Annotated in this window: 21 protein-coding genes and 1 pseudogene; 11 read left to right on the top strand and 11 right to left on the bottom strand. The window is 57.2% G+C overall.

The annotated features are described in order from the left end of the window. Positions 1-686: 686 nt before the first annotated feature. The 4 genes and pseudogenes from ACRQ5Q_RS09415 (at position 687) to ACRQ5Q_RS09400 (ending at position 4,220) form a co-directional block, all read left to right on the top strand. Entirely contained in the window at positions 687-2,087 is a 1,401-nt protein-coding gene (locus tag ACRQ5Q_RS09415; protein ID WP_439397340.1) for an FAD-binding oxidoreductase, read from the top strand. 416 nt (positions 2,088-2,503) lie between these two features. Then, positions 2,504-2,694, top strand: a pseudogene (locus ACRQ5Q_RS09410) (transposase); the annotation flags it as partial. Between the two features lie 180 nt (positions 2,695-2,874). Next, positions 2,875-3,177 (top strand): helix-turn-helix domain-containing protein, encoded by a 303-nt coding sequence (locus ACRQ5Q_RS09405; RefSeq protein WP_439397338.1) that lies wholly within the window; start codon positions 2,875-2,877, stop codon positions 3,175-3,177. Between the two features lie 134 nt (positions 3,178-3,311). Further along, positions 3,312-4,220: a LysR family transcriptional regulator gene (locus ACRQ5Q_RS09400; protein ID WP_439397337.1), complete on the top strand. Its 909-nt coding sequence runs from the start codon at positions 3,312-3,314 to the stop codon at positions 4,218-4,220. 240 nt (positions 4,221-4,460) lie between these two features. On the opposite strand, the gene ACRQ5Q_RS09395 is transcribed toward ACRQ5Q_RS09400, so the two are convergent. The 3 genes from ACRQ5Q_RS09395 to ACRQ5Q_RS09385 all read right to left on the bottom strand — a co-directional run bounded on the left by ACRQ5Q_RS09395 (position 4,461) and on the right by ACRQ5Q_RS09385 (position 5,590). Next, complete coding sequence (locus tag ACRQ5Q_RS09395) at positions 4,461-4,997, bottom strand: DUF2285 domain-containing protein (protein WP_439397335.1); 537 nt, start codon at positions 4,995-4,997, stop codon at positions 4,461-4,463. A 46-nt stretch (positions 4,998-5,043) separates the two neighbouring features. Further along, on the bottom strand, positions 5,044-5,238 hold the full coding sequence (locus tag ACRQ5Q_RS09390) for a transcriptional regulator domain-containing protein (protein ID WP_439397333.1): 195 nt from the start codon (positions 5,236-5,238) through the stop codon (positions 5,044-5,046). A 163-nt stretch (positions 5,239-5,401) separates the two neighbouring features. Then, positions 5,402-5,590 (bottom strand): DNA -binding domain-containing protein, encoded by a 189-nt coding sequence (locus ACRQ5Q_RS09385; protein ID WP_439399739.1) that lies wholly within the window; start codon positions 5,588-5,590, stop codon positions 5,402-5,404. A 675-nt stretch (positions 5,591-6,265) separates the two neighbouring features. On the opposite strand from ACRQ5Q_RS09385, the gene ACRQ5Q_RS09380 reads away from it, so the two are divergent. Continuing rightward, complete coding sequence (locus ACRQ5Q_RS09380) at positions 6,266-6,547, top strand: helix-turn-helix domain-containing protein (protein WP_439397331.1); 282 nt, start codon at positions 6,266-6,268, stop codon at positions 6,545-6,547. A gap of 897 nt (positions 6,548-7,444) precedes the next feature. Here ACRQ5Q_RS09380 and ACRQ5Q_RS09375 read toward each other — a convergent pair. The 4 genes from ACRQ5Q_RS09375 to ACRQ5Q_RS09360 form a co-directional block, all read right to left on the bottom strand. Next, the gene (locus ACRQ5Q_RS09375; protein ID WP_439397329.1) at positions 7,445-8,332 is read right to left on the bottom strand and encodes a TauD/TfdA dioxygenase family protein; all 888 of its coding nucleotides are present in this window, start codon (positions 8,330-8,332) and stop codon (positions 7,445-7,447) included. A 1,195-nt stretch (positions 8,333-9,527) separates the two neighbouring features. Then, entirely contained in the window at positions 9,528-10,952 is a 1,425-nt protein-coding gene (locus tag ACRQ5Q_RS09370) for an MATE family efflux transporter (protein ID WP_439397327.1), read from the bottom strand. Positions 10,953-10,955: 3 nt separating this feature from the next. Next, a complete protein-coding gene (locus ACRQ5Q_RS09365) occupies positions 10,956-16,415 on the bottom strand; it encodes an amino acid adenylation domain-containing protein (protein WP_439397325.1) in 5,460 nt (1,819 codons plus the stop codon). After that, positions 16,396-17,418, bottom strand: a complete 1,023-nt coding sequence (locus tag ACRQ5Q_RS09360) for an AMP-binding protein (protein ID WP_439397323.1) — start codon at positions 17,416-17,418, stop codon at positions 16,396-16,398. The genes ACRQ5Q_RS09365 and ACRQ5Q_RS09360 overlap by 20 nt, the downstream gene beginning before the upstream one ends. Positions 17,419-18,757: 1,339 nt before the next feature. Between ACRQ5Q_RS09360 and ACRQ5Q_RS09355 the strand changes: the two genes are divergently transcribed. Beyond that, complete coding sequence (locus ACRQ5Q_RS09355; protein WP_439397322.1) at positions 18,758-19,027, top strand: helix-turn-helix domain-containing protein; 270 nt, start codon at positions 18,758-18,760, stop codon at positions 19,025-19,027. Positions 19,028-19,042: 15 nt separating this feature from the next. Then, on the top strand, positions 19,043-19,303 hold the full coding sequence (locus tag ACRQ5Q_RS09350; protein WP_439397320.1) for a hypothetical protein: 261 nt from the start codon (positions 19,043-19,045) through the stop codon (positions 19,301-19,303). Positions 19,304-19,403: 100 nt separating this feature from the next. On the opposite strand, the gene ACRQ5Q_RS09345 is transcribed toward ACRQ5Q_RS09350, so the two are convergent. Continuing rightward, the gene (locus ACRQ5Q_RS09345; RefSeq protein ID WP_439397318.1) at positions 19,404-19,748 is read right to left on the bottom strand and encodes a hypothetical protein; all 345 of its coding nucleotides are present in this window, start codon (positions 19,746-19,748) and stop codon (positions 19,404-19,406) included. Between the two features lie 378 nt (positions 19,749-20,126). On the opposite strand from ACRQ5Q_RS09345, the gene ACRQ5Q_RS09340 reads away from it, so the two are divergent. Then, positions 20,127-20,384: a hypothetical protein gene (locus ACRQ5Q_RS09340; protein WP_439397316.1), complete on the top strand. Its 258-nt coding sequence runs from the start codon at positions 20,127-20,129 to the stop codon at positions 20,382-20,384. Positions 20,385-20,549: 165 nt separating this feature from the next. Here ACRQ5Q_RS09340 and ACRQ5Q_RS09335 read toward each other — a convergent pair whose 3' ends face one another. After that, positions 20,550-21,020: a hypothetical protein gene (locus ACRQ5Q_RS09335; protein WP_439397314.1), complete on the bottom strand. Its 471-nt coding sequence runs from the start codon at positions 21,018-21,020 to the stop codon at positions 20,550-20,552. 116 nt (positions 21,021-21,136) lie between these two features. On the opposite strand from ACRQ5Q_RS09335, the gene ACRQ5Q_RS09330 reads away from it, so the two are divergent. Together ACRQ5Q_RS09330 and ACRQ5Q_RS09325 are read left to right on the top strand one after the other, a co-directional pair. Then, entirely contained in the window at positions 21,137-21,739 is a 603-nt protein-coding gene (locus ACRQ5Q_RS09330) for an ATP-dependent DNA ligase (RefSeq protein ID WP_439397312.1), read from the top strand. A gap of 7 nt (positions 21,740-21,746) precedes the next feature. Further along, the gene (locus ACRQ5Q_RS09325) at positions 21,747-21,905 is read left to right on the top strand and encodes a hypothetical protein (protein ID WP_439397311.1); all 159 of its coding nucleotides are present in this window, start codon (positions 21,747-21,749) and stop codon (positions 21,903-21,905) included. A gap of 491 nt (positions 21,906-22,396) precedes the next feature. Here the strand turns inward: ACRQ5Q_RS09325 and ACRQ5Q_RS09320 are convergent, their stop codons facing one another. Next, complete coding sequence (locus ACRQ5Q_RS09320) at positions 22,397-22,618, bottom strand: hypothetical protein (protein ID WP_439397309.1); 222 nt, start codon at positions 22,616-22,618, stop codon at positions 22,397-22,399. Between the two features lie 331 nt (positions 22,619-22,949). Here ACRQ5Q_RS09320 and ACRQ5Q_RS09315 point away from each other — a divergent pair, with 331 nt between their 5' ends. Then, complete coding sequence (locus ACRQ5Q_RS09315) at positions 22,950-23,174, top strand: hypothetical protein (RefSeq protein WP_439397306.1); 225 nt, start codon at positions 22,950-22,952, stop codon at positions 23,172-23,174. A gap of 77 nt (positions 23,175-23,251) precedes the next feature. Here the strand turns inward: ACRQ5Q_RS09315 and ACRQ5Q_RS09310 are convergent, their stop codons facing one another. Continuing rightward, positions 23,252-23,437, bottom strand: coding sequence for a hypothetical protein (locus tag ACRQ5Q_RS09310; protein ID WP_439397307.1), 186 nt, complete (start codon positions 23,435-23,437; stop codon positions 23,252-23,254). Positions 23,438-23,815: the final 378 nt, after the last annotated feature.

Below are 23,815 nucleotides of genomic sequence, written 5' to 3'. Positions count from 1 at the left end.
CACGACCAGCCCCGGGGCGCGCTAAGCGTCAGACTGCTTCAGATGAGCCCTGATCGTCCCTGCGAGACCGTCTCAGCAGGCAGGCGCCCGAAATGATTGGAATCCTCGGCGCATTCAAGCGCTAAAGGTGGCGGATCCGCTGGAATCCAAAGTCGGTCTCGTTGGAATGTGCGCTACTCTCGGGACGAGGAGAGCGCGGGAAAACGGCAAGCCTGGATCTATGAGTGCCAAAGCCAACTCGCTGAGCTATTCGACCCTATCCGATACGGGCCGCGTCGCAGGCGCACCCTGATCTGATCTGCTGAGATTAGCGGCGTCTGCTTACCATCTGTCAGCTAGAAAGCGAGCTGATCTGACGGCCAATCGAGCAGCCATTTCATTCTTACATGCCGCCACTGCGAGGACGCCGTTAGCATGAACGCATCTTACTCTACTCTCGCGCGCTCTCGCCTATCCAGTTTGGTAGCTGTCAAGCGACGTCGATAATGGTTCTTGGCCAACCAACCGAGCAGTGCGGAAGATTGACAGAACTTCCATGAGGACAGCGCCTGGATGAACATGCATCACGGGACCTCCGCGCGTGATCAGGGAAGGCTACTTGCCGCATCGGCGCCATGGGCAACTAGTTCAAATGGGGCGTTTAGGCACAAATATTAAAGCATGAAGGTCGATCAACCCGGGGTAAAATGAACATGCCTGACTGGTTTATTGGCGAACTACGCAAAGTATTCGACAAGAGCTCAGTGCTGACCGACACCGACATCGAGCCGCGCTACTATCACGATCTGGCGGGGCAACCGGTCGACAAGCCACGAGCAGTCGTCCGTCCTAGAACCACGGAACAGGTCTCGGCTTTCCTGCGGCTCTGCCACCGCGAAAGAGTGCCCGTAGCGACGCAAGGCGGCATGACAGGGTTGGTACGCGGCGCGCTGCCGAACTCGAGTGAGATCGTGCTATCGATGGAGCGCATGAATGCAGTCGAGGAAGTAGACACCTTGGCAGGCACTGCCGTTGCACAGGCCGGCGCACCACTGCAAAAGATCCACGAGAGGGTTCAGCAGGAGGGCTACATGTTCCCAATCGATCTTGGGGCGCGCGGTAGCTGCACAATTGGCGGAAACATTTCCACTAATGCTGGCGGCAATCGAGTTATCCGCTATGGCATGACGCGGGACCTGATTCTTGGCCTTGAAGTCGTTACCGCTGACGGCATAGTGCTGCAGGGTTTGTGCAAACACATCAAGAACAATACTGGAATTGACCTGAAGCAGCTTTTCATCGGCAGCGAGGGAATCCTCGGCGTCGTAACGCGAGCCGCATTGCGCATCTTTCCCGCACCTGCAGAGCGGCAAGTGGCGCTTTGCGCCTTGCCCTCGTTTCCTCAAGTCACCTCATTCCTGAGAATGGCGCGAAAGCATCTTGGCGGCGAACTAACAGCGTTCGAGTTGATGTGGAACGAGTACTACCGCCTAACAGTCGAGCGCGTGAAAGGAGTGATCGGGCCGCTACCCACGCATTACCCGTTTTATGTGCTGGTGGAAGCGTCCGGTGATCACGCCGACCGTATCCATGCCGATCAGGAGAAGCTGCTCGAGGCCGCGATTGTGGAGAACCTGATCGTCGACGGAACGCTCTCGAACACGAACGCGTCCGCAGAAGCGATGTGGCGCATCCGCGATTCCAGCGGAGAACTTGCCCGCACTTTTCCTTACGCTGCACGGATCAGTTTTGACGTCAGTCTCGCGATCGACAGGATGGATGAATATACGAGGGCGATCGGCGCAAGCATCAAGACGATCGACACCAGCGCGTTCCTGATCGTCTTCGGTCATGTGGGTGATGGCAACCTGCATCTCGACGTGCATCACGAGAACACTCCCACAAAAGGTGAGGACCTTGAGAGACTCGTTTATCAAATCACCGGCGATTTCGACGGGTCGATCTCGGCCGAACACGGCATCGGTATCCTGAAGCGGCCTTATTTGAAGATCAGCCGGACACAAGAAGAAATCGAAACGATGCGTATGCTCAAGCGTGCGCTCGATCCGAAGCATATTCTAAACCCGGGACGCATCTTCACGATGTGAATGGATGGTCTGCTCCAAGCACGGGAAGATATTTTCTAGGCCCGGCAGCGAGCGAGCCCTGATTCCGAGTTACGTTTGTACTCATCTGCGGATGGCCGGTGAGACGCAATAGAGTATCCTGCCATCTGTCCAAGTCTAATATAGAACGGGAGCAGCCAGTTTCTTGGGGGTTCGCAGACTGGAATTAAATCATAGACGGACGCGGTCCGCGTCATGTTGTTTGCGGGCGCTACGGTTACCCAGCATGCGCGGCTTGCGAGCAGCATCTGTTCAGGCCAAGATCTCTTTGGCACGCGCGTCTATTGACCTGTCGCACGACGGCGTTGCTGCCGATCATCAGGAGGAACCGAGGCGGATTCCTCGATCTGTCGCACCGATGGAGCTGAGGGCCAGATCCGGGGTACCCGCGGCGCGAAAAGGAACATGAGGCCCGGCGTTTCGGTCTCCAATTTGTGCCGCAGGCTTGGCGTCAGCGACGCTAGGCTTTTCAAAGGGAAGGCCGAATTCGGCGGGGGTGGAGGTCTCGGAGGCCAAGCGACTGAAGACGCTCGAGGACGAGAACACGCGGCTGAAGCGGCTGTTAGCTGACGCCATGCTCAAAACTGCGCCGCCGCAAATTAATAGACGATCGACATACCAGTGTTTGTGCGGCCGCCCCCAGTAGCGTCGAGGGATGACGATTCGGTGACACGCATTGAATAATTCGATCGAAACCTCCAATTTGGTGATGTTTTTATGTAGGTTATAACCAGTGGTTTGATGACCATCGAAATGGCTGCTTTCGCGCATGAGAGCTCGTGCGCTTGTGGCTTACAATGTGCGCCGGATCCGCGTCCAGCGCGGTATTCCGCAAGAGCAATTGGCTTACGATGCAGGAGTTGATCGCTCCTACATGAGCGGACTTGAGCGCCAAAAAGCGAACCCCACAATCGATCTTCTCGATCGGCTTGCTGAGACGCTCGGCGTAGCTGTCTCCGAGCTGTTTGTTCGGCCATCCAAGGGCGCGCCGCCACCTGCAACCTTACCTAAAGGTCGCAAGCCGAAGCCGGCACGCGGGAAGAGGACTTCGCCCCTGACAAAAGCCAGCTGAGACGCAGATCTTGTGCGGTACTGGCGCAGGTATCGCGTTCCTACGAGGATTTCGTGCGTGGCCGCCCCATGATACGCGGCGATCCGTCTATGGGCATCGAATAATGTGATGGATGTTCATTATCGGAGCGGACAATGGCAACTCAAGACGATGAAGTTCCTTTAAATGCCATCCGCGCATTTGTGACCGTGGCCCGCGAAGGCAGCGTCACGCGCGCGGCCACCACTTTGGGAACAACGCAAAGTTCGGTCAGCCGGTATTTGGCTGTACTGCGGGATTACCTGGGTGCTGATCTCATCGGGCGGCGTGGACGGGGCAGCGATTTGACCGAGTTCGGGAGGCTATTCGCAAACGCAGTGTCTGAGCCGCTCGAAACCGTGAGCTTCACCGCGAAGAGAATGCGACGCCGTGCGGGCGCAGGAACGAATCGGATTGTGGTCCGCACGTCACTATCGACCTTTGCTTTCTCTCTTCTTATTCCAAATCTGCAGGCTTTCTCTTCCGAAGCGGGTGGCGTTATCGTGGACATCATCAGCTCCCTGGCGCCGCCGACATCTTCGGATGATTTCGATATTTTGATTACACGGGATCTTTCCGTCATCGAGCCCGCCGACAGTTGGGAGATCTACAAAGAGGAGCTAGTGTGCGTCGGCCCGCCAAATCTCGTCGGCGGCAAAGAGCTCTCGATTGTTCGCTCAACCCCTATACTGAACATCACCTCCCGCCCCGACATCCTGCCCACATGGCTGAGGGCCATGAACCTGTCTTCAAGCGACATACGAGCGGGCGCGCGGTATGATCACAACTATCTTGCTCTGCCGGCCGTCATGACAGGAAAATGCCTTCTTGTCGCGCCGGAAATCATCGTCAGTGACCTCGTGCGAGGAGGCGCTTTGCAAATCATCCCTGGCTCCCGCACTCCAAGTGGTATGCAATATCGCGCCTATTCCGTAGATCGCAGCGCGCACCCCGAGATCGCACGTTCTTTTTGCCGATGGCTGGCTCGTCTTTGCAAAAAGGCAGCACTTGCGCAGTCTGCCTGACCTCTCGCTGCAATCCGGTACAGCGGGAGATTAACGCTCAAGCCGAGAGCACTCAACCTAAGAAAACTATTTGAGCACGGTGTCAAGGCCTATGGAGATAGCGCCCATCTTTGCAGCAATCAAGACGCCAATAATGAGAGATCGGAGCGCAAAGATTCTATCCTAGCCGCCATCGTGCCATGTCAGCAGAAGAATTGGCAGGCAGAACGGAAGGTATGCCGTTTATCGCGCCGCAACCCTTTACTTGTCATCCCTGCCCCTGCGTTTGTCGAGCAATGCTCGCCAGCGAAGGCGCATGAGGCGCCGTCCCAGCTTAACAAGTCGAATGGTTCGGCTGCGCAAATCGTCTGTTTTCCAGGCGCCCTCGGCAATACGATGGCTTCCAAACAGGCCTTGCGCGATTTGGCGGTAGCTATTTCCTTTCTGCCATCCATCCACTGCGCGCAGCGCAAGGATCAGCCGACGCTGCTTCAAAGCAGGCAAAGCAAGAGGAGGCATTCCGAGCGCCCGACCCTCAAGGGCGAGCCAAAATCGACGCGCGGCCCCCAACCGAAGCTCGAAATCGGCATCGAGCGGCAGATCAACGACGACAGCATATCCGCTCGCCGGAAGCTCTCTTAGCCAAAGGCGATGCTTCGTGCCCCCGAGCGGCACGATCGCATGCCATCCATCCGGCGCACGGCGAAGCTCGCCGCCCGGCAGATTGTCGAAATCGAGCTGATAACTTTTGGGCGCAATGCAGTTGGCCGCCCGCACAGCCAGTACGGTCGGCAGCACCTCGGGTGCCCAAAAGACTGAATGCTCGTCGAAAGTCCTTTGCGGATCAGCGGGAAAACGAGAGCCCCCACTTGCGTCGGAACTGGCCCGCCGCTGCGTTTGAACGTTCGCGGCGAGATAGCCGCTGATAATCCTCTTGGTAGTCGCGATCCCGGCGCAGCCACTCCCAGGCCAGGTCGGCAGCATCCGCCCTCTTCAGACCGCTGTACGCTTTCTCATTTCTCCAGTCAGTATCCGGCATCGCACCTTTCCCGCACAATCTTCAGACGCAGCGAAATGCATCCGATGATTGTGGCTCTTTCCGGTGCTTGCTTATCGTGTACGCGCCTTGCACGCACTTAGTCGATGGAATCATCAACTTTTGCGATCGCGACACATTCCGGCAACCCTGACATCCGCGCTGATCATTGTTTTGGCCAACCGTTACGTAGCAGATCGCGATAGCCGTGGCCCGCTAGCCACTTGGCCCGCGTCAGATGACTTTCGAATGTGCGTCGCGCGCGATCCGGTTCAACGGTGGGGTCAAGCCCAAGCACAATTCGCGCGATTTCGCGCCAATCTGCCTTGTCCGCTTCCGCATCAAGAAGTCGCATGTAGGCAACCGCGTGCTCCTTGTCATATGACGTGAGCTCGTCGACGCTAGGCGCCAATTCTGCGATCTTCGGCCCGGCTGGCACTGCCTGAAACTCCTACCCAGCTGAAAAGTCTACCGAAATTCAGAGCAACGATAACTAATTGGAGGTCGTTTTGGTACCCGTCCAATGGTCGCACTCCGACCTCCTTTTCGCGCTGAGACGGCAATCGTATATCGGCTCACACTGACCTGGTGGCTCCATCCTGCGCTTTCACGCTTTCATCGTAATCCATACCGAAAGCGAGCTGTTCTGTTCCTAGCGGAAGGCGTGGTGGTCCGTGGTTGGCCCGGCCGCACTCGTCAAAGGCAATAACCAGAACCGGCCAACTCGGAGAATATTCGCTTCCTTTCGAGCCATTGTTGAACTTCGTCCTATCTAATCGCGGTCCCCGGAAAACGCCGCAGGTATCTCTGAGCGCTATTTCTTTTCTGCCGCTGATGGCAAGGGCTACTGCCCCGCGAGAACGCGTGTGATGGTCAAGGAGAACACGGCACGCCCTAGCTGCGTCTGCATCTCACCGTTGCCTGATTCCTCCAATCAATTGGAGAGGACACCCACTGCTAGTGCGAGCTTATCGTAATAGTATGGCTATAACCAGTGGTTTCATAATCATCGGAATGGCTGCCTCTGCGCATGAACGCTCGTGCGCTTGTGGCCTGGAATGTGCGCCGGATCCGCGTAGAGCGCGGCATTCCGCAAGAGCAACTGGCCTATGATGCCGGAATCGACCGCTCATACATGGGGCGCATCGAGCAGAAGAAAGAGAACCCGACCATTGATCTCCTTGACCGTATCGCCATGACCTTGGGTATTCACTTGTCCGAATTGTTCGCTGAGCCGGCCAAGGGTGCGATGCCCCCCAAGCCGATGCCTAGAGGACGCAAACCGGCGCGCCCCCGTCGGAACAGGACGTGATTATTGTGGGAGCGATATTTCAGCTAACGACCGGAAGGAGCGAGCCGAAGCGGCCCCACATGCTGCATCAATCTACAGCCGGCGCGTCCGGAACTCCTGCTCCAGCCGATATCGCAGCAGGCTTAGCGGTCCCCGGGCCGAGCATCTTCAAAACGAGGATTTGCGCCGCTCGCCTTAAATCTCGCGACGGTCGCCTGAAACAAAGGTTTTCGAAGTTGCTTTTTGGAGTTGTGGTCGGTTGTGGGGTGGGGTTCGGGTGATCGCAACGCCCCAACCAAGAGACTTCCGCAAGGGCATGGAGGGACTTGCTATCCTGGCGCCCAAGAGCACGAGAGCAGATCCCTTCTCCAGAGCTGTCGGTCGGAGGATCAAGCTGGTGTGCGGCTTGAGGATGGGACCTTTCCGCTGGCCGAAGATCGGGAAGGTGTGGTGCCCATGCAGGGGCGCAATTTAAACGTTTCTGGAAAGGTTCGACTGGCGGTTTGTTTATGGGACACGCGAGACGCCGGCACGATCGCGAGCGGGATAGTTTCAGCCGGCGCCGGGCGCCATGAAAGGTGCCATCCGACGCGTCGCGAGATGGTGGCGAATATGCTCTGAATTGGGTGTGAGCTACGCCGGGCCTGACTATCCCGATACGATGAAGGGGATGCTGCTCGCCGAGCGAGTGCCAACGGTTGCATCAGATCATCAAAAATGCAGCGTCATCGGTTTGTACCGGCGAGCAGAGACGATGCCTGATTAATGCTGTTGGGCCTGGAAGAAGCCTGACACGTGGCGCTGCGCCCGTTAGCCGGTCTGGCGCATAAGAAGGCCGGCTCCGCTCGACATTGCAGGGCCGCAACTTAGCGTTAGGGCTGCGGGCTTCTCACGAAATCCGGGGAGATGCGGACAATGTCAGGCAGCCTTTGCGGCCCTTGATTTTGGCCTCTTCACGTGCCGTACGCCGGCGTCAATCGCAAGCTGGTCCATGGCCCAGTGAGGACTGCCGATTTTCTTGACAGGGTACGGTTCAGTCGCGCGATTGTCCCAGATTACGACGTCGCCTAATTTCCAGCTCCAGCACAGGGTGTTCCGGGGCGCAATGAGATAGGATTGCAGCCGTTCAAACAGTCTTTGGCTGGGATAGCGCTGCAGGCCGACGAAGTTGTTCACGGAACGACCGAGCGATAGCATGCGTTCGCCGGTCTCGGGATGAACACGAACAATCGGATGTGTCGTTTCGTAGATCGTTCCAGTGGATACGCCGCACCAAGGCCGCTTGTTGGCTTCGGTGGCCCTCTCTGTCGCAGTGAGATCAGATGCGACGAAGCTCACAGCCCAGAGGTTATCTGCGAGCATCCGCAGGGGATCGGGAAGATCAAGATAAGCGGCCGCCCGGCTCGACCAAGCAATGTCGCCGCCGAAAGGCGGGACAGCTGCAAGCCGTAGCAGCGAAATGGCTGCGGGGACCCGCTCATCGTTCATCTGGTTGAGATGACTGCAGGCGCGATCAGACAGCTCCTGCCTGACCGTTAAACCGCCCATTGTGTCCGCCATTGTGGGATTCGGTATCAGCGAGCCGAGCCGGAGCACAAAACGCTGCTGCTGTGCATCGTCCAGATGTCCCTGGTCCCGGAAGAAGATGACCTTATGCTCTAGCAGAAGCCGGTTGAACGCTACGATGACATCGTCAGGCAAATCATCCGACAGCGCAATGTTCTTGATTTCGGCACCAAGCCGGTCCGCGTGCTTGACGATATCTGCTCGCGGAATGACATTTTCAACAGCCATTGTTCCATTCATGACGGCGCCTCTTTCTGTAGATGTTTAAACAAGCTCAGTGGTGGTCCGTCTGGCGGCAAACCCAGCACAACAAGCTTGATGCTACACACCCGAATTGTCTGAGGGTGGGTCACCACCGGTCAATTAGGCGGCTGAATTCTGATACACACCACCAGCACCTTAGAATCGGCCTCCCTCTGCGTGTCGACACGGCTAGTGCCGTTCTCATCGAAGGACACTCGCATGTGAGACCAGCAGATCGATTTACAGTCTGATCAACAGTGCAGATCATAGACGCAATCCATGTCCGGTCCATGAAACGAAACCAGCTTTCTTTTTGAGCTCGCGCAACGTTCGCCTCGTCTCAGAACTGATGCTTGGAAAATCCTCGAACAACGACTGTGTCGTACCTCACTCATCCCGCAAGGCCTCATGCGCACGATGAAGATTAGAACTGGTTCGCGGCATGCACTCCGCGAAGCGGATAGGACCCATCGCATCGAAACCCATCTAAAGATGTATAACTTACTACAAACTACTTCAACGGGCTCCTAATCATATTTTTGCGACTTGGAGTTGTTCAATGCGCGACGTTTCATCAGCTGATCACTTACTGTCATGCCTTGGACTAGCGGGAGAAGCGTAAAATAAGAAGGCTGCAACTTCCGATGCAACTTAAACAACGGACTTAATCCCTCGATTTTTAAAATTTGCACTCGGCACGAATGCAGGTCGTCCCTGTGATGCCGTGTCTTTCGTTTTCCTTACGGCGTGCATGCCGCTTGGCTTCGCGGTAGTTGAGCACACACAATCGAAACAGAGCGCCCACGGCCAGGAATATCGCCCCGAAAGGCGTCTTTGCGTTCTCAGACTGTAAGCCGCAAATTCCGGCTGGCTATCTTGCCTCACTATGAGTGACACGACACTGAAGGGCGGCCGGATTTCAGATCATAAGCCACGGATGTAGCTTCTTCATGATCGCTCGCTCTTATCCTTGGCCTGAGATCGAGTGCTCGCCAAGACCGCGACGTCGACCTCGCCGCGCTGCGCCACCCGCGCACGACGTTCGCGCGTGCAATCGGCTTTGCCTTCATCGCGATCGCAGCAATAAAGACCGATACATAGCGAATCGCTCTTGGACATCATACTAATCTTGGGGCCATCCCCTCGCCGGCCATGCAGGTTAAATGCCAGCTCCGATGATCTCCTTATCGGATCAAACAGCACTTTCGACTCCGGGCTGAATGTGCCGGTCCCCTTGTCTGAGCTCAGCGAACTGGCGGAACATGACAAACAGCGCGATCATTCCGGCGCCCAGCTCAGCGATGGCTTGACTGGCCAACAATCCGCTAAAGCCCGATATGATAGGGAATAACAGTACGGCCGGTATGAAGAGATATCCCTGCCTCGCGAAAGACACGACCGCGCTGAGGCGTGCTCTGCCGAGCGACTGAAGCATTGTCGTCACGAAACTCTGAATACCGAACAGCCCAAAAAAGAGATGAAAGATGATGCAGGTCGAGACGGCAATTTCGATGACCTTATCGCTATCGCTGAACAACCTGACCAACGGCCGGACAAAAAGCATAACGGCTGCGGAATACGCAAAGGAAAGCGCAACCGTGATAGTTAGCATGAACTTCGCGACCCTCAGGACACGGGCAAGGTCGCGAGCGCCCCAACCGAACCCCAGGACAGCTTGAGAGCCGATACAAAAACCCGTGATAGGCAGCGCCCCGATTGTCAGGATTCTTACAGCTATTCCCACCGCTGCGACGCACTCGTCACCGAACCGGGCAGCGGCTCCGTACAAGAACATACCGGCAAGAGCAGATAAGATACTCGTCGCGGTCGCCGGCGCCCCAATGAACGCGAGCTCTCTGATGCGATCTAACCGCAACGAGACCTGCGAGATTCTGACGAAGACAGTGCCCCACCCCTTGGTAAAATATCCGATGTAGAGGCTTATCGCAGCGATCTGAGATAGGAGCGTTGCTAGGGCCGCGCCTCGCACACCCAAGTCTAGTAGGAATATAAAAATGGGATCAAGCAAGGCGTTCAATATGAAAGCGCTCAGCATCGTCCACATACTGAACCGTGTGTTGCCTTCAGCTCTCGCGATGAAGCCGCTGACAATATTTAGGAGCATCAAAGTGGACGCCGGCAAAAGGATCGTGGCGTAGTCGAGCGCGATGGGAAGGATGGTTGGAGTTGCCCCGAGTACGACGAAGATGCCTCGTAGGCTCAGAAGCAGTCCGACGGTCATGATCACTCCGATCGGAGCGGCGAGCGCGAGTGCCGTACTCGCACCTCGACTAGCCTCCAACTTATTACCAGCACCAAGATTACGAGATATGAAGGATGCAGTACCCACACCGATCCCCTCTCCCGCCGCCGCGAGCAGGATAATGACCGGCATAGTCATGCTGACGGCTGCAATCGCCTGCGCACCAAGTGAGCCGACAAAGATAGCGTTGAGGAGCTGCTGCAACGCGTTGATCGACAAGCCGACAACAGATGGAATGGCAAGCCGAAGGAGAAGGCTCGGCAGCTTTTGGTCCGATAGATCCACGTGCCGGCTTTGCTTCGGCATCGCATCGTGATCGCTTTTGACGACGAGCTTCGCATTCCGGTCATCCATGATTCACAACGTCCTCAGCGCTACAAATTCATTGATCGTCTGCAACAGCTCCTGTTGCAAGACCGCGCAAAGATGGCGTGTCACCTCATAATCGACCAAGCTCGGATCATACGTGGCGTCAATCTGTAGATTGCCCGATTGATATCCGACATCGAACCAGAAGACGTGGATCGCCGCCGCTTGATGCATGTGTTCGCCGATCCAAAGTGGATAAGGGTCTGTGTCTAGAAAACGGCGTGGGAAATGGCGCTGCAAACGGGCGCGATAATTCACCCCAATTCTGGGCAGGGGCAGGCGATTGAGCCGACACCGCACGGCTGGATCTCGGTTTAGGAATTTCAACGCCCGAAAGCCTATTCCTCCTCGCGGCAGCGCATTGCGCTGCCGGTATATCAAACGAGCACGGTCGCAACGCGACTCCCTTCCTGTGACATTCAATGGAAGCGGAACGAGCTCGCTGATAAGGCCAATGATCTGAGATGAATCGAAATCGTCAAACAGCCGACCTCGTGTCGAGGTCAGGCTATCAATCCAGAGCGAATAGTTACCTAACAAGGCGCCAAACGCACCGGACAGGGCAGCAAGAAACACATCAAAGTCCTGACAACGCGCTGATCTGGCTCCAATACTGAGGAGACCCGCTGTCGCTTCCCCGTCGATCTCAAGATGGTACTTGGCCGGATCTACCCAAAGCGAACGGCCGTTCGCCTCCTCCCGAAGACCGCCGACACTTGCATCGTGAAGCTCTCTCGCGCTTCCTTCGGCAACACTCGTGCCGCGCGATGACCCGTCGCTGACACGCAAGTTGAATTGATCGTAGTCGATATCCTCCCACTGCTCGAGTTCGTCTGGTGCTTCCCTGTTCGCGTAGTGCTCGAGGCGCTTCAACCAGGGAGAGAGCCTTTGTACGGTCTCGGGACCATTCACATCCTGGCCTGCAACAAGAGCGTGGTATGCGCCCTCCAATGCTTCCAGAAATAGCCGATAGCCCATCCCATCCGCTACGAAATGATGCATCAGCACGAGCAGATAGTAATCGCCGGTTTCCGAAGTACGGAAGGCCGTGATGTGAACAAGAGGCGTGTGGCCGTCAAACCGAAACATGTGTTGGCGTCTTGCCGAGACGCTCTCGATTGTCCTGCGCTGGTCTGGGCCGGTCATCCGGACGAGATCGATCTCCTCCACGATACGCTCGGCCGGACAAGGCCCGATCCTCAGCCGGAGCCCATCTTGGGTTCGGGCAACGCGGAGCCTGAGGCCTTCGTGCCTCTCGATGACATGGGCCAGAGCGCGGTCCAGGACCTTGATGTTCAGGATGCCGCCGCGCAAGAAGAACAGATCGCCGATGTTAAAATGCTCGTCAAAGCCGACAAGAGAATTCCAGAACGATATTACGGGGGGCACAGGCAGTAAGCCGTCCGCGCAAGCCACGTTGTGAGATGCCGCCTCCGCTTCCCCCGCCGCCAACTCCCTGATGGTCGGTGTTTGATAAAGCTGGTTGACGGTGAGATTCAGCCCGGCTTTGCGCGCCAGCGTGACGCAACGTACGCTTAGAAGAGAATCGCCGCCGATATCAAAGAAACTGCTGTCGATTCCTACCCCCTTGGCGCCTAATAGATCCTCCCAGATCCGAGCAAGAACTCGCTCGTTCCTGGTGCGGGGCTCAGCGGATGGACTAGTTTCTATCTCGCGGTAAGGAACGGAGGAAAGGCGAGCACGGTCTATCTTTCCGCTTGTTGTCAGGGGAACACTGTCAACCAACCTGAAGGCTGCGGGAATCATGGGAGATGGCAATCTGTTGCGCAGGTGGGCGAGAATCTCTCCAGTGCTTAGATTCTCCCGAGCGGGCACCACGCTCGCCGTCAAGCGGCGATGCTCATCGATGCCTTCTGCGAAGACCGCGGCCTTTGCGATTGCCGGATGAGACTCAAGGGCAACTTCGACCTCCTCCGGCTCGATGCGAAAGCCCCTCACCTTGATCTGGTTGTCCGATCGGCCGCAAATCTCGAGAAGGCCGCTGGTTGAGATGCGTGCGATGTCCCCACTTCGATAAAGCACGTCGTATTGTCCGCCATCATACGGATTCGGCACGAAACAGCGGTCAGTCCGATCTTGATCCCGCCAGTACCCAGCGCTGAGACAGCGGCCCGCGATGCACAGTTCGCCGGGGGCTCCAACAGGCACTCTCTTCAATCGTGCATCGAGCACGTAGAGTTTGACGTTGTCGATCGGCCGCCCCACCGGCACAAGAGCCGAGTTGTCATCGGCATGCGACGTTTCGTGCACGGCTGCATTGGACGCACATTCCGTCGCACCATAGAAGTTCCACAAGGACACGCCCGGAAAAGACCCGCGCCAGCGAGCGGGCAGCGAGGAAGGCAGCGGTTCGGCGCTGCTTGTGACCAATCTCAAGGCGGTCCTTTGCGGTTGCCGTTCCTGGGACCCGATGATACCGGACAGGAGTGGCGGAGAGGCAAAAAAGCGTGTTACACGATGTTTTGCCAAACTGCACAACAAGAGATCCGGATCTAGCACCTGCCCTTGGGTCAGGATCAGCGTGGGCACACCTCTCAGAAGCCCACCAAAATACTCCCAAGCGGACGCAACAAGGGAAGCGGACTTCTGGACAACCATCACGTCGGTACTATCAAAGGGAAAGCGTCGCCACATCCAGTTCAGCCGATTGAGAATGGCCGATTCCGGAATAAGAACCCCCTTCGCCCGCCCTGTTGAGGACGACGTGTATATAAGGGTCGCAATTTGGTGATCTGAGGGTGAGTCGCTGGATTCGAAATTATCCGTCAGCGCCCTGCACCTGTCTAACGTCAATAGACAAATCGAAGGTATGTCAAAGCCAGGCTCCGTGGTATTTGCGTGAACCAACACCTTTGCCTGACTATCTCGCAGGATATGGTGGATACGATCAGGCGGATAATCCGGCGGTATAGGCACGACGATAGAATGCAAAGCTCGCGCCGCCAGCATGACAGCGGCAACGTCAGGCGACCGGTCGGCTAGCATGGCGACCATATCGCCAGCGCCCACGTCCAAATCCCGCAGGAAGGACCTGATAGCTGCTACGCGCTCACGCAGCTGGCCGAATGTGACCTCCCCGAACTCGCCAAAATATGCTACCTTGCTGTGATTGGAAACACTGATCTGCTCGAAGGCTTCAACAAGCAGACATTCAGACTCATATGGCTGCCTGGACCCGTCCAGCGAGTTCAGTAGAGTGACGTCTGACGCGCTGAGGCAGCTGAGCTCCTCAATGGGCGCAAGCGGTTTGTCAACGCAGGCCTCAATCAGACAGCGCAGATTGTTGGCCATTCGAACAACTAGATCACTCGGAAATATGTCTTCCGCATACGCCAGCTGGAGCGCAATTTCATCGCCGTGATCTTGCGCGTACAATGTTAGGTCGAATTTGACATAGCCTGTGTCGTACTCGCGGAATGTCAGAGCCAACTCGTCCCGACCAACGGGTTCCGCGGCCTCGGAGTACATGTTGAACATCACCTGGAAGATCGGTGATCGACCCGGTTCGCGACATAACCTTGTATCCCTGACCATCCATCCGAATGGATAGGCCGAATTTGCGATGGCATCGCTAACTAGGCCCTGGATGCGCGTGGCATGCGTAGCAAAGGACTGACCGGCATCGATCGCGGCACGGATCGGCAGCATATTCAGGAAAAAGCCAATGATGTCGGCGCTGCCAGGTTGATCGCGTACGGCGTGTGGCATGCCGACGACAATATCGTCCTGACCGCTATACATTCGTAACAGCAGCTGGAAGCACGCCAGCAGTGTTGTCGACGTGGTGCAGCCATTTCGGCGCGCGAATTCTCTTACCCGACTGGATAGATCGCTGCCAAGCAGCACTGGATGCGAGCCGCCGCGGTATGAATTTGTTTGCGGGCGCGTTTTTCCAAGCGAAAGCACCGGCGGATCATCACCAATCTGACGATGCCAATAGTGACGTTGGTTCTCCAGCGCCTCTGGAGAAACGTGTTGTTTTTCCCACGCCGCGTAGCCCGAAAGAGACGCACGGTTCTCTCGCCAAGGCGCCGCGGCATCTAAATATCTCTGCTGAAGATCTCTGAGCAGAACAGAAATCGACCAGGCATCCAGGATGATTTCGTGAGCGGTGATCAATATGAGATGATTGTCAGGACCAAGCCGGACCATGCGCGCGCGAAACAAGTGGCCCTGTCCGAGATCGAAATTGTCTTTCAGCTCCGTTCGCCGAAACTCTGCGATAAGCTCCTCAGCCTCGGAGGAGGTGAGATGAGATACATCGATCAATTCAAGACTGGTGCATGGCGGAGCATCAAAGCATTGAGCCGGACCGTTTTCGTCGATAAAGCGCGCCGAAAGTGCCTGGTGGGAATGAATGACCTCGCTCCAGGCGCGATTGAACCGAGCAAAATTGATGGTTCCCTTAATCCGCAGCCCGCCTTGAATGATGTAGTTCCTGGCAGATGGATCGAGCTGCGCCAAAAACCACAGATGCTCCTGGAGATGCGTCAGAGGTGATCGGGTTCGCTCTTGGCATGTCAAAGCCGTGCATGGATTGATCTCAGTGCGAGCCTCGATCGAAGCGGCAAGAGACCGAATTGTGCCATTCAGGACTAGTCTGAAATCCGCTCTCACTCCGAGCAAGGTCTGCAACTGTCCCAATATAAGCATTGCGCGGAGCGAGTCGCCGCCGAGGCTTATGAATTGGTCATTCACACCTATGTTCTCTATACGCAAAATTGCGGACCAGATTTGACGTAGCCGGACTTCGAGGTCTGATTGCGGCTCCTCGAAGGGCGTTGACAATAGCGGCCGAACAGTGCCCGGGTCAGGCAATGCTGCAAAGTCGACCTTTCCGTTCCTGGTCAGTGGAATACCGCTGATGCGGATGATTCTTTCCGGGAGCATGTAGCTGGGGAGTGCCTCAGCTAGAAAATTCTGAAGGTCGCTTTCCGCCAGTTCAGCTGGAGTCGACACATACGCTACCAGCCGCCGCGATTCGGCTTGCGCCTCCGACCCAGCTATATCTCGCGCCGTAAGCTTTACACCTGCACAGACAGAGGCGACTGCGGCGGCGCCATGAACCAAGGGATGAGCGGACAAACGAGCTTCGATTTCTCCCAGCTCGATTCTGTGCCCGCGAGTTTTGACCTGACGATCCCGTCGACCGAGACATTCCAGAAGCCCATCGGAACGAACGCGCCCAAGATCACCCGTCCGGTATAGGCGCCGGAACGACGGGTCGTTTGAGAACGGGTTCAGCCCAAAGGCATCCTTGGTGCGGACATCGTCATTGGCGTAACCGGCAGCGACACCAACCCCACTCACACAGATTTCGCCGACCTCCCCCACGTTGCACAGCCGCAGTCCGTCGGCGACGTAAACCTTAACGTTATGAATGGGTCTGCCGATCGGTACATAAACCTCAGCCAGCGCAGGCGGCACGGAAACCCAGATGATGCGTAACGCCGTCCGCGCACTCGGTCGGCCCGTAGTGATTGAGAATGGGGACGCGGGGATATAAGCCAAGCCACGCACGTGCCAATCCGGGTGTTAGCGGTTCTCCGACCGTAGAAATAATCCGCAAACCATCCAGAGCTCGCTCCGCCGGAGCAAGCGACTGCAGATACTCAACAAGCACTGCCAGCATCGACGGAACGAATTGGATAACCGTAGCGCCGCTTCCTTGAATTGCTTGGAGGAGGGACGATGGCGATCTCAATGTTGCATCATCAATGATGGCGCTAGAGGCCCCGACGCAAAGCCCCGCCAGAAGCTGCCACAGCGAGATATCAAAGCAATGCGACGCCGTTTGCGCGACGCAATCCGTCCGAGTGAGACTTAGAGCATCGATCTTTGCCGCCAAATGATTGTTTAGGGCGCTGCGCTCAATCATTGCGCCCTTAGGCTCGCCCGTCGAACCAGACGTAAACAGAATATAGGCAAATCCATCCACTTTCGGGGATGGCACAATAGACGAGGTCTGCACCGAGCGCAGTGCCGCCTCTATAGCTACGAATTGAGGAGCTGCTTTGCTGCTCTTCTGGAATAGGCTGAGTGAATCCGGACGGTCTCGGCCCATCAACAAAGCGCAGCGGCTCTGCTCGATCATGAATGATGTACGGGAAGCCGGCAGCGATGGATCGAGCGGTAGGTACGTTGATCCAGCTTTCAAAATTGCGATGACCGCCGTCGCCCAGTCGAGGTCCCGCCCTCCCCAATAGCCGACAACCGCGCCGCGAGCGCCCTGCTCTCGTAAGATCCTTGCAAGGGCATCCGATTTTGATCGTAGCGCCTCATATGTGAGTTCGTCTGAGCCGTGCCTCAGCGCAACTCTCTGCGGATCCGAACCTGCAAGCCGATTGATCGCCGTGACCGCGTCAACCGGTTGACGTTCCATAGACTGCTTCTTGCCCGATTGATTTTCCGTAGGCACGTGCCCCGCCATTCGTCGCCTTCTTCGGCGCCCAAATCGGAACGCCGGAATTCGTCATCGAGGTGTGCATGCGCAGCCACCCTGATTCCGCACGTCGTAAGGTTTTGTTCGTACGACCTTCTCGATGTTCGCTTCTGGCCCGATGATCGGCAGAGGAACAGGAGGACGCTAGGACCCCGCGTCCACTTTGGCACCTACCTCCTCTAGTAGTGAACCTGCCATCGGCTGCATGGCATCCGCAATCAACGCACCCCAGGCTCGTTACGGGTTGTGATTAGCGTAATTGTCCGATTTCCCGGCACTCGAGCCGGCGCCACCAACCCATCGAGAGCGTGTTGGCCACCCCGGCGATACAGCTTGTACTGACAAAGGCTTCTTACCGTAACCACCCCAAACCGATGGTGCGCAAGCCGGTGATCGCCGCAACAAGGGCCCGGCGGCGCCTCAACAATACAACGTGTTATCGAACCTCGCAGCAGCAGTCCCAAGCACGGCCTTGAGGTCATCCAAGTGACGGCACCGGCAAAGCGCCCGATTACCTCGTCACCTAAATCCGAATAGCTCCGGGAGATCTATGACTATGGATAACCCGAGCTGGAAACTGAGGGGTGGTATCATCGCGTGGCGCCCCGGGGGCGAGCACAAACCGCTGTGGATAGGCGCCGAGGGCATTTTTCCCTGGCGCACGGTTGAACGGTTGGCCGTCCGCAGGGACGTATGGCTCACGGAGAGTTCGATCGACAGAGACGCAGCCTGCCCCACCGGGGGCCTTTTGCGTGAGTATTAATCCATCGCAATGCGCTCGCCATACTTGCTTGATGAGCTACTCGACAACTTTCTACGGCCTTTGGTGGTCTCGGACGCGGCATATTCCTTTCCCCTTAAGATCATCTGGTGAAATGCGAGCGTCGCGTCCTTGCTCCCGATCGGACTTTACAAATCAAGCGGTCCGATTTTGGCGCTCTCCGCTCAGTTATTCGGGCCCATCAATCCAACCATGCTGGATTTTCATCGGAGCTACAACTCCATTTCGATGAATGGAGGAGCATCCCCTCACTCAATCAGCATCTTTGTTTGCCTCGAGGTCGTTCGTGGGAGTTGGGCAGCGAAATCGGACCGGCGCCGAGGCAGCAGTTCGGGCGAGCTTCGGCCAGCGCCCGGAAAGCCTGCGCCGCCGCGAATGAAAGACGTCGACATACCGGCGCTTGTGCGGGCCGCCCCAGTAGCGCCCAGGAAAGGCGATGCGGTGGCACGCACCGGATAATTCGATCTAAAACCTTCCAATGCGGTGATGCTTTTAGGTAGGTTATAGCCAGTGGTTTAATGACCATCGAAATGGCTGCTTTCGCGCATGAGAGCTCGTGCGCTTGTGGCTTACAATTTGCGCCGGATCCGCGTCCAGCGCGGTATTCCGCAAGAGCAATTGGCTTACGATGCAGGAATTGATCGCTCCTACATGAGCGGACTTGAGCGGCAACAAGCGAACCCGACAATCGATCTTCCCGATCGCCTTGCCGAGACGCTGACAGAGCCTCGGCCGGTGATGCGGGTTAAACTACCTCGGGGTGGTTTTGTTCAAAAGCTCGCGCTCGCGGCTGCCCACTGGAACGGCGTGACATGAGCAAAGTTCCAACCGTTGCTTGGCGATGCCAAGAGGCCAAATACGGACAGTACCCCCAACTGCTGGAAGAAAAACCCGCATCAGACGGGTTGTTGGCCCGCGCAGCACCCGGTCGTACTGGCCGGCCAGCAGGTCGCGGATCAGGCTGTCGCGATCAACACCTTCATCGGTTTTGCGAAAAGCAGCGCCGTCGCGGAACTCGTCAAGGACGAGGTAAAATTCCTTGTCGAGCCGATCGTTCGGAATGATACAGGGGAAGACGGGGGCTCAGCATGAGTTTGCCCAGGCCGTAAACGACTACATCGAAAGGAAGCTCAGAGGCGAGTAAGGCCGCCTCAATTGGCGGCCTCTTTGGCGCAGGTTTTCTGCCTGCTTCTCACGGGAGGTTGGGGTTGTTGTCTATTGTGTCCCCAAAGGAACTGTTTCCAGTAAAGATGCTGCCAGAGGCGAAGTTCTTAGCCTTGATACCCGCAATGATCTGCGCCTCATTTGTGGGGACGGCCATACCACCGCTGACGTGGTGGAGGTCCTCGGTCGAGAGTTCGAGTGTTTCCATTCTCACAATTTGCGTCATCTTCATGCTCCCTGATTCATCTGGGATTGCTCCCCGTTCAATCTGATGTCGCAGTTTTAGACCACCATGATTCATGCGCGCCGTGACGAACGTCACACAGGTGCAGGTCAGGGCGCGGCTGGGCATTCCCGCCAGTTGCCGGAACATTCCTATCAGGTTTGTGGGTGCTGGGGGCGATGGAGCTTTTCAGGGCTCGAAAGATTGCTGAGGCGCCGGGCGCCTCCCGTGTGAGTTTGCAGGACCGTTGACTTGGCTCAAATTCGCGCCAGTCGTCTGGCGAGACCCTCAGCCATGGTCGATACTGCGAAATAGAGCGAGGTGAAAGAGCCCAAGCTGTCCCGGCTGGAGGAGGCGCGGCGGATCATTGAGGAGTACGCCGCCGAACTGGGGCGTTGATCCAGGACCGTGACGCCGAGCGCGTCGCCGCGCGCTGATCCGTCAACCAGCATCTACCGAGGCCCCCGCGCCGCGGCTCACGCTGCGGACCCATCTTCTCGTTTGCGGAATGTTCCCGCTGAGGAGCAGATGCGGCAGCATTACTCCGATGCGTTCGATGCGTGGGACCGGATGGCAGCGGCACGGATCGACCGGCGCAGGGACTACAAGAAGGCTCGCGAGGATCAAGCCAAACGGCTGCTGAGCAACGTCGGGACCTGTGTCCCGCATGGTGGCGGCGATCACCAGCGGTCACGGCACCGCAGCAGCAATCTTCTGCTCCATCGGCTCAGCAGCCCGCTGCGACACCGTCGCCGCAGCCGATGCCGCGAACGTAGCCATGTGTGAGAGGTGCATTGAGATCGATCAGCACAGGATGTCGGCCGTCGTTTCATTTAGCTGGCTCGCCGCCCGAGCCGGCGGAGCGGCCCCGGCCTATACCCCCTAGCCCCTGCGAGTCGGGGCCCTTCCAGCGGGCGCCGCACTGCTGCGCGCCGTCGAGGCTGAGCATGCTCAAAGGGAGCTGACGGGCGCCATCAAATACTCGAAGACTTCCGCGACGGTGCAGCCTTCTGCGAGACCGACGAAGGCATCGACCATTCGGCGGTCATTAACGACCTGCTCGCCGGGCAATATGACCGGGTGCTTCGCGTGGTAGCCTTCAACCCGGTCGAGGGCTGGTCGCGCGACGCGTGCGAGGACATCGCGCGCGAGCTCGAGCGCAGGATTGCTGCCGCAGGTCATGAGATCTCGGATGCCTTGAAGGATTTCATCGAGAGCCAACTTGGCCGCTCGATTGGCGCGCAGCTTGCGCTTCCACTTCGGATCTGAGGTCGTGGCCGAGAAAGGCGAGCAGCTGCAGTGCGGGTCCCCTACTGGAGGCGTTTGATAGCCGAAGATCAACGCATAAAGGAATGCTCCAGCCCACGGAGGAGCGAGCTGGAGCTTAGTTTCGGGCGACAGTCTCGCGAAAGGATCATCCACGCAAGACTGGCATTCAACTGGCCACAGTGGCGCTTGTTCCCTAACGAGAGACCGCTCCTAATAGGGGGGTAAGATTCCGACTCGCATTTCGGCTCTCCGCGCATAGATTGCCGATTATGCGCAGCTCCTTCGAATTTTGCCTGCCCACGGCAGCTAAAGCCGTGCCAGACGGCCCCGAATGGCTCCACGAAGTCAAGATGGACGGATACCGCGTCAGGATTGATCGTGACGGCGATCGCGTCCGGCTGTTCTCGTGCAATGGCTACGACTGGACCCCCCGCTTTCCATGGATCATTGAAGCCGCCCGCAAGATCCACCAGAAGCGCTTCGTCCTGGACGGTGAAGCCGTTGTGCTTGGCGTGGATGGCGTGCCGGATTTCAACGCCCTGCATAGCCGGCAGCATGATGAGGAAGTTCAGCTCTGCGCATTCGACCTCCTCGTCGAGAGCGGTGACGATCTCCGCAAGCTACCCCTGCACCTGCGGAAGAATGCTCTCCGGCGCCTGCTAGAGCGGCGCCCAGAAGGCATCTTCGTCAGCCCGTTTGAGCAAGGCGAGATCGGGCCGGACCTCTTTCGGGCGGCCTGTAAAATGGGCCTGGAAGGAATCGTGTCGAAACACCGTGATCGCCCCTATCAGGCCGGCCGATCCAAATACTGGATCAAGGTCAAGAATCGGACTCATCCGGCGATGTACCGAGTGATGGACGCACTAGCGTAGGCGCCCCATGATCGCGACCTATCCGTGGGTCGACGATTCGGCGGGGACGATGAAAGACGCCATCATAAGTATCGTCCTCGATCGGCAGTGTGATCCGGCTCAACTCCTGCTCCCTCAACTCGATCTTGGCGTCGTCGGTTGTCAAGGTCGGTTCTTCGCGCAGTGAGGATTCGGGCATGTCTTTCTCCCTGGAGTAGCCGATTAGCTGGCGGTGGATATTGAACCGACGCGCCAACCCTGTATGTGACTTTAGTCACGGCCCGCCGCTCGTTAGGTGAGGGAGATCCGAGCGTCGGCTAAAATGAAAGAGGCCGCCGGAGATCAACCCGACACGGCGTCGCCGCCGGGCACTGGGCAGCCCGCACACCCCTCAGGAGCAACCCGTGGAGAGTGCGGGCATTCCCGACTTAGAAGTTGAACGTGATGCTCTGATAGCCGCCCACCTTCATGGAGTATCAAATGACTGTCACCGCCACGTCCCTAGCCGACACCGCCGTCACCGCATACGAATTGATGCGCGCGCTGATGAGCTTGACCGGACATATCTGCCGCGAGGAGGCAGCAGGGGAGCCCCGGAGCGCATCTACCGATGTTGGACCCGCGCGCTGGCCCTCAGATTGTGGCTCCCTTATTGACGCCGGTCGCCGCGCCGCCGCGCTAGAGCGCAGGTGCTGCCGGCGCAGGAGCACCTTCAGGCAGCGCGATGCGTTTGGCAGGCCATCTTTTGCCACGTAATTGCTGCAGTGACCGCTTCCAGCTCGGAATACTTTGTGCGCGTGCAAGTATCTTCGTAACGTTCTTCTTGCCAGCGCGGATCATGCGAGCATTAGTGCAAGGTGTTGCAGACAAATCAATCTCCTCAAGATCAAGCTGAATCACGACTCCTCTTCTCTCACGCAGCGTGCGGTGGTGCACACCAAACCTACAAAGCAATGTTCTGCCTGCTCGTGTGATGCATCAGGACGGATTTTTTATCTGTGAGAGAGATCACGTTGGTCTTTGCGTGCTCTCGATGCGCTAACGGGGATTGATCCCCTGTCGCGCCGCCGGCAGTGGGGGTGTGCGGGCAGAAGTGCGTGCAAAAGACCCTCGCCCACCTCGGGAGCAGCCCGTGCGGGCATTCCCGATGGTGAGGGGGCGTTGGTCGAGATGGGGGTGTGCCGGGCGAAAAGCCATCACACCCCTCAGGAGCATTCCCGACTTAGGAGAAATGGAACGTTTGCCCACCGAGAGCGATACCGTTCACACCATTAACGGTACCGTTATTGGTGATGTTGAACGTATCGTCCTTGAACACGTATACGATTTCGGGGCCATGACCATGACCATGACCATGCCCGCCGCCGTGGCAGTGCCCGCCAGACACCGCATCGAGATCCATATCGTCAATTTCACGAACCATGATGAATTCCCTTTCAAAGAGTTGAATGTGTGAACAACATCTGGCTCGAAGCGAACCAGCGAGATGGGGTGTGCCGGCGAAAGCCTGCACACCCTAGGAGCATTCCCGACTTAGGAGAAATTGAACGTTTGCCCACCGAGAGCGATACCGTTCACGCCATTAACGGTACCGTTATTGGTGATGTTGAACGTATCGTCCTTGAACACGTACTTCGTTTCGGGGCGATGTTCATGACCATGATGCCCGCCAGAAACCGCATCGAGTTCCATGTCGTTAAGTTCGCAAGCCTTGTCCATTGATGAACTCCCTTCAAAGAGTCGAATGTGTGAACAACATCTGGCTCGAAGCGAACCAGTGCCTCACTGCCCGTGTAATAACCATGAGGACGAATTTTTATCTGTGAGAGAGGTCACCTAGCGCGCAGGCCGGCAGGAGCCGCAGTGGTGGAATCCTCTCCGGAGGAACGAAGCACGTTCAATTCATGCAGAGACCCGGATCAATCGCGAATAGTGGCGCGAGCTTTCACAGGGGAGAACAGCGATCTCGTGTCATCCAAATCGGGCCCTGGCGTCCGATACGCACGGCGCCGAACGTGCGCGCGATGCGGCACGCGCTTGTAGCAACACACGCCGGCAGCATGGCTGTCACGGGAGATCTACCAAGAACTCCCCACG

It is taken from the genome of Bradyrhizobium sp. PMVTL-01, assembly GCF_051861855.1.
Classification (GTDB): Bacteria; Pseudomonadota; Alphaproteobacteria; order Rhizobiales; family Xanthobacteraceae; genus Bradyrhizobium.
The sequence above is the reverse complement of the archived record's forward strand: the minus strand, read 5'-3'. Positions and strand labels throughout refer to the sequence as shown.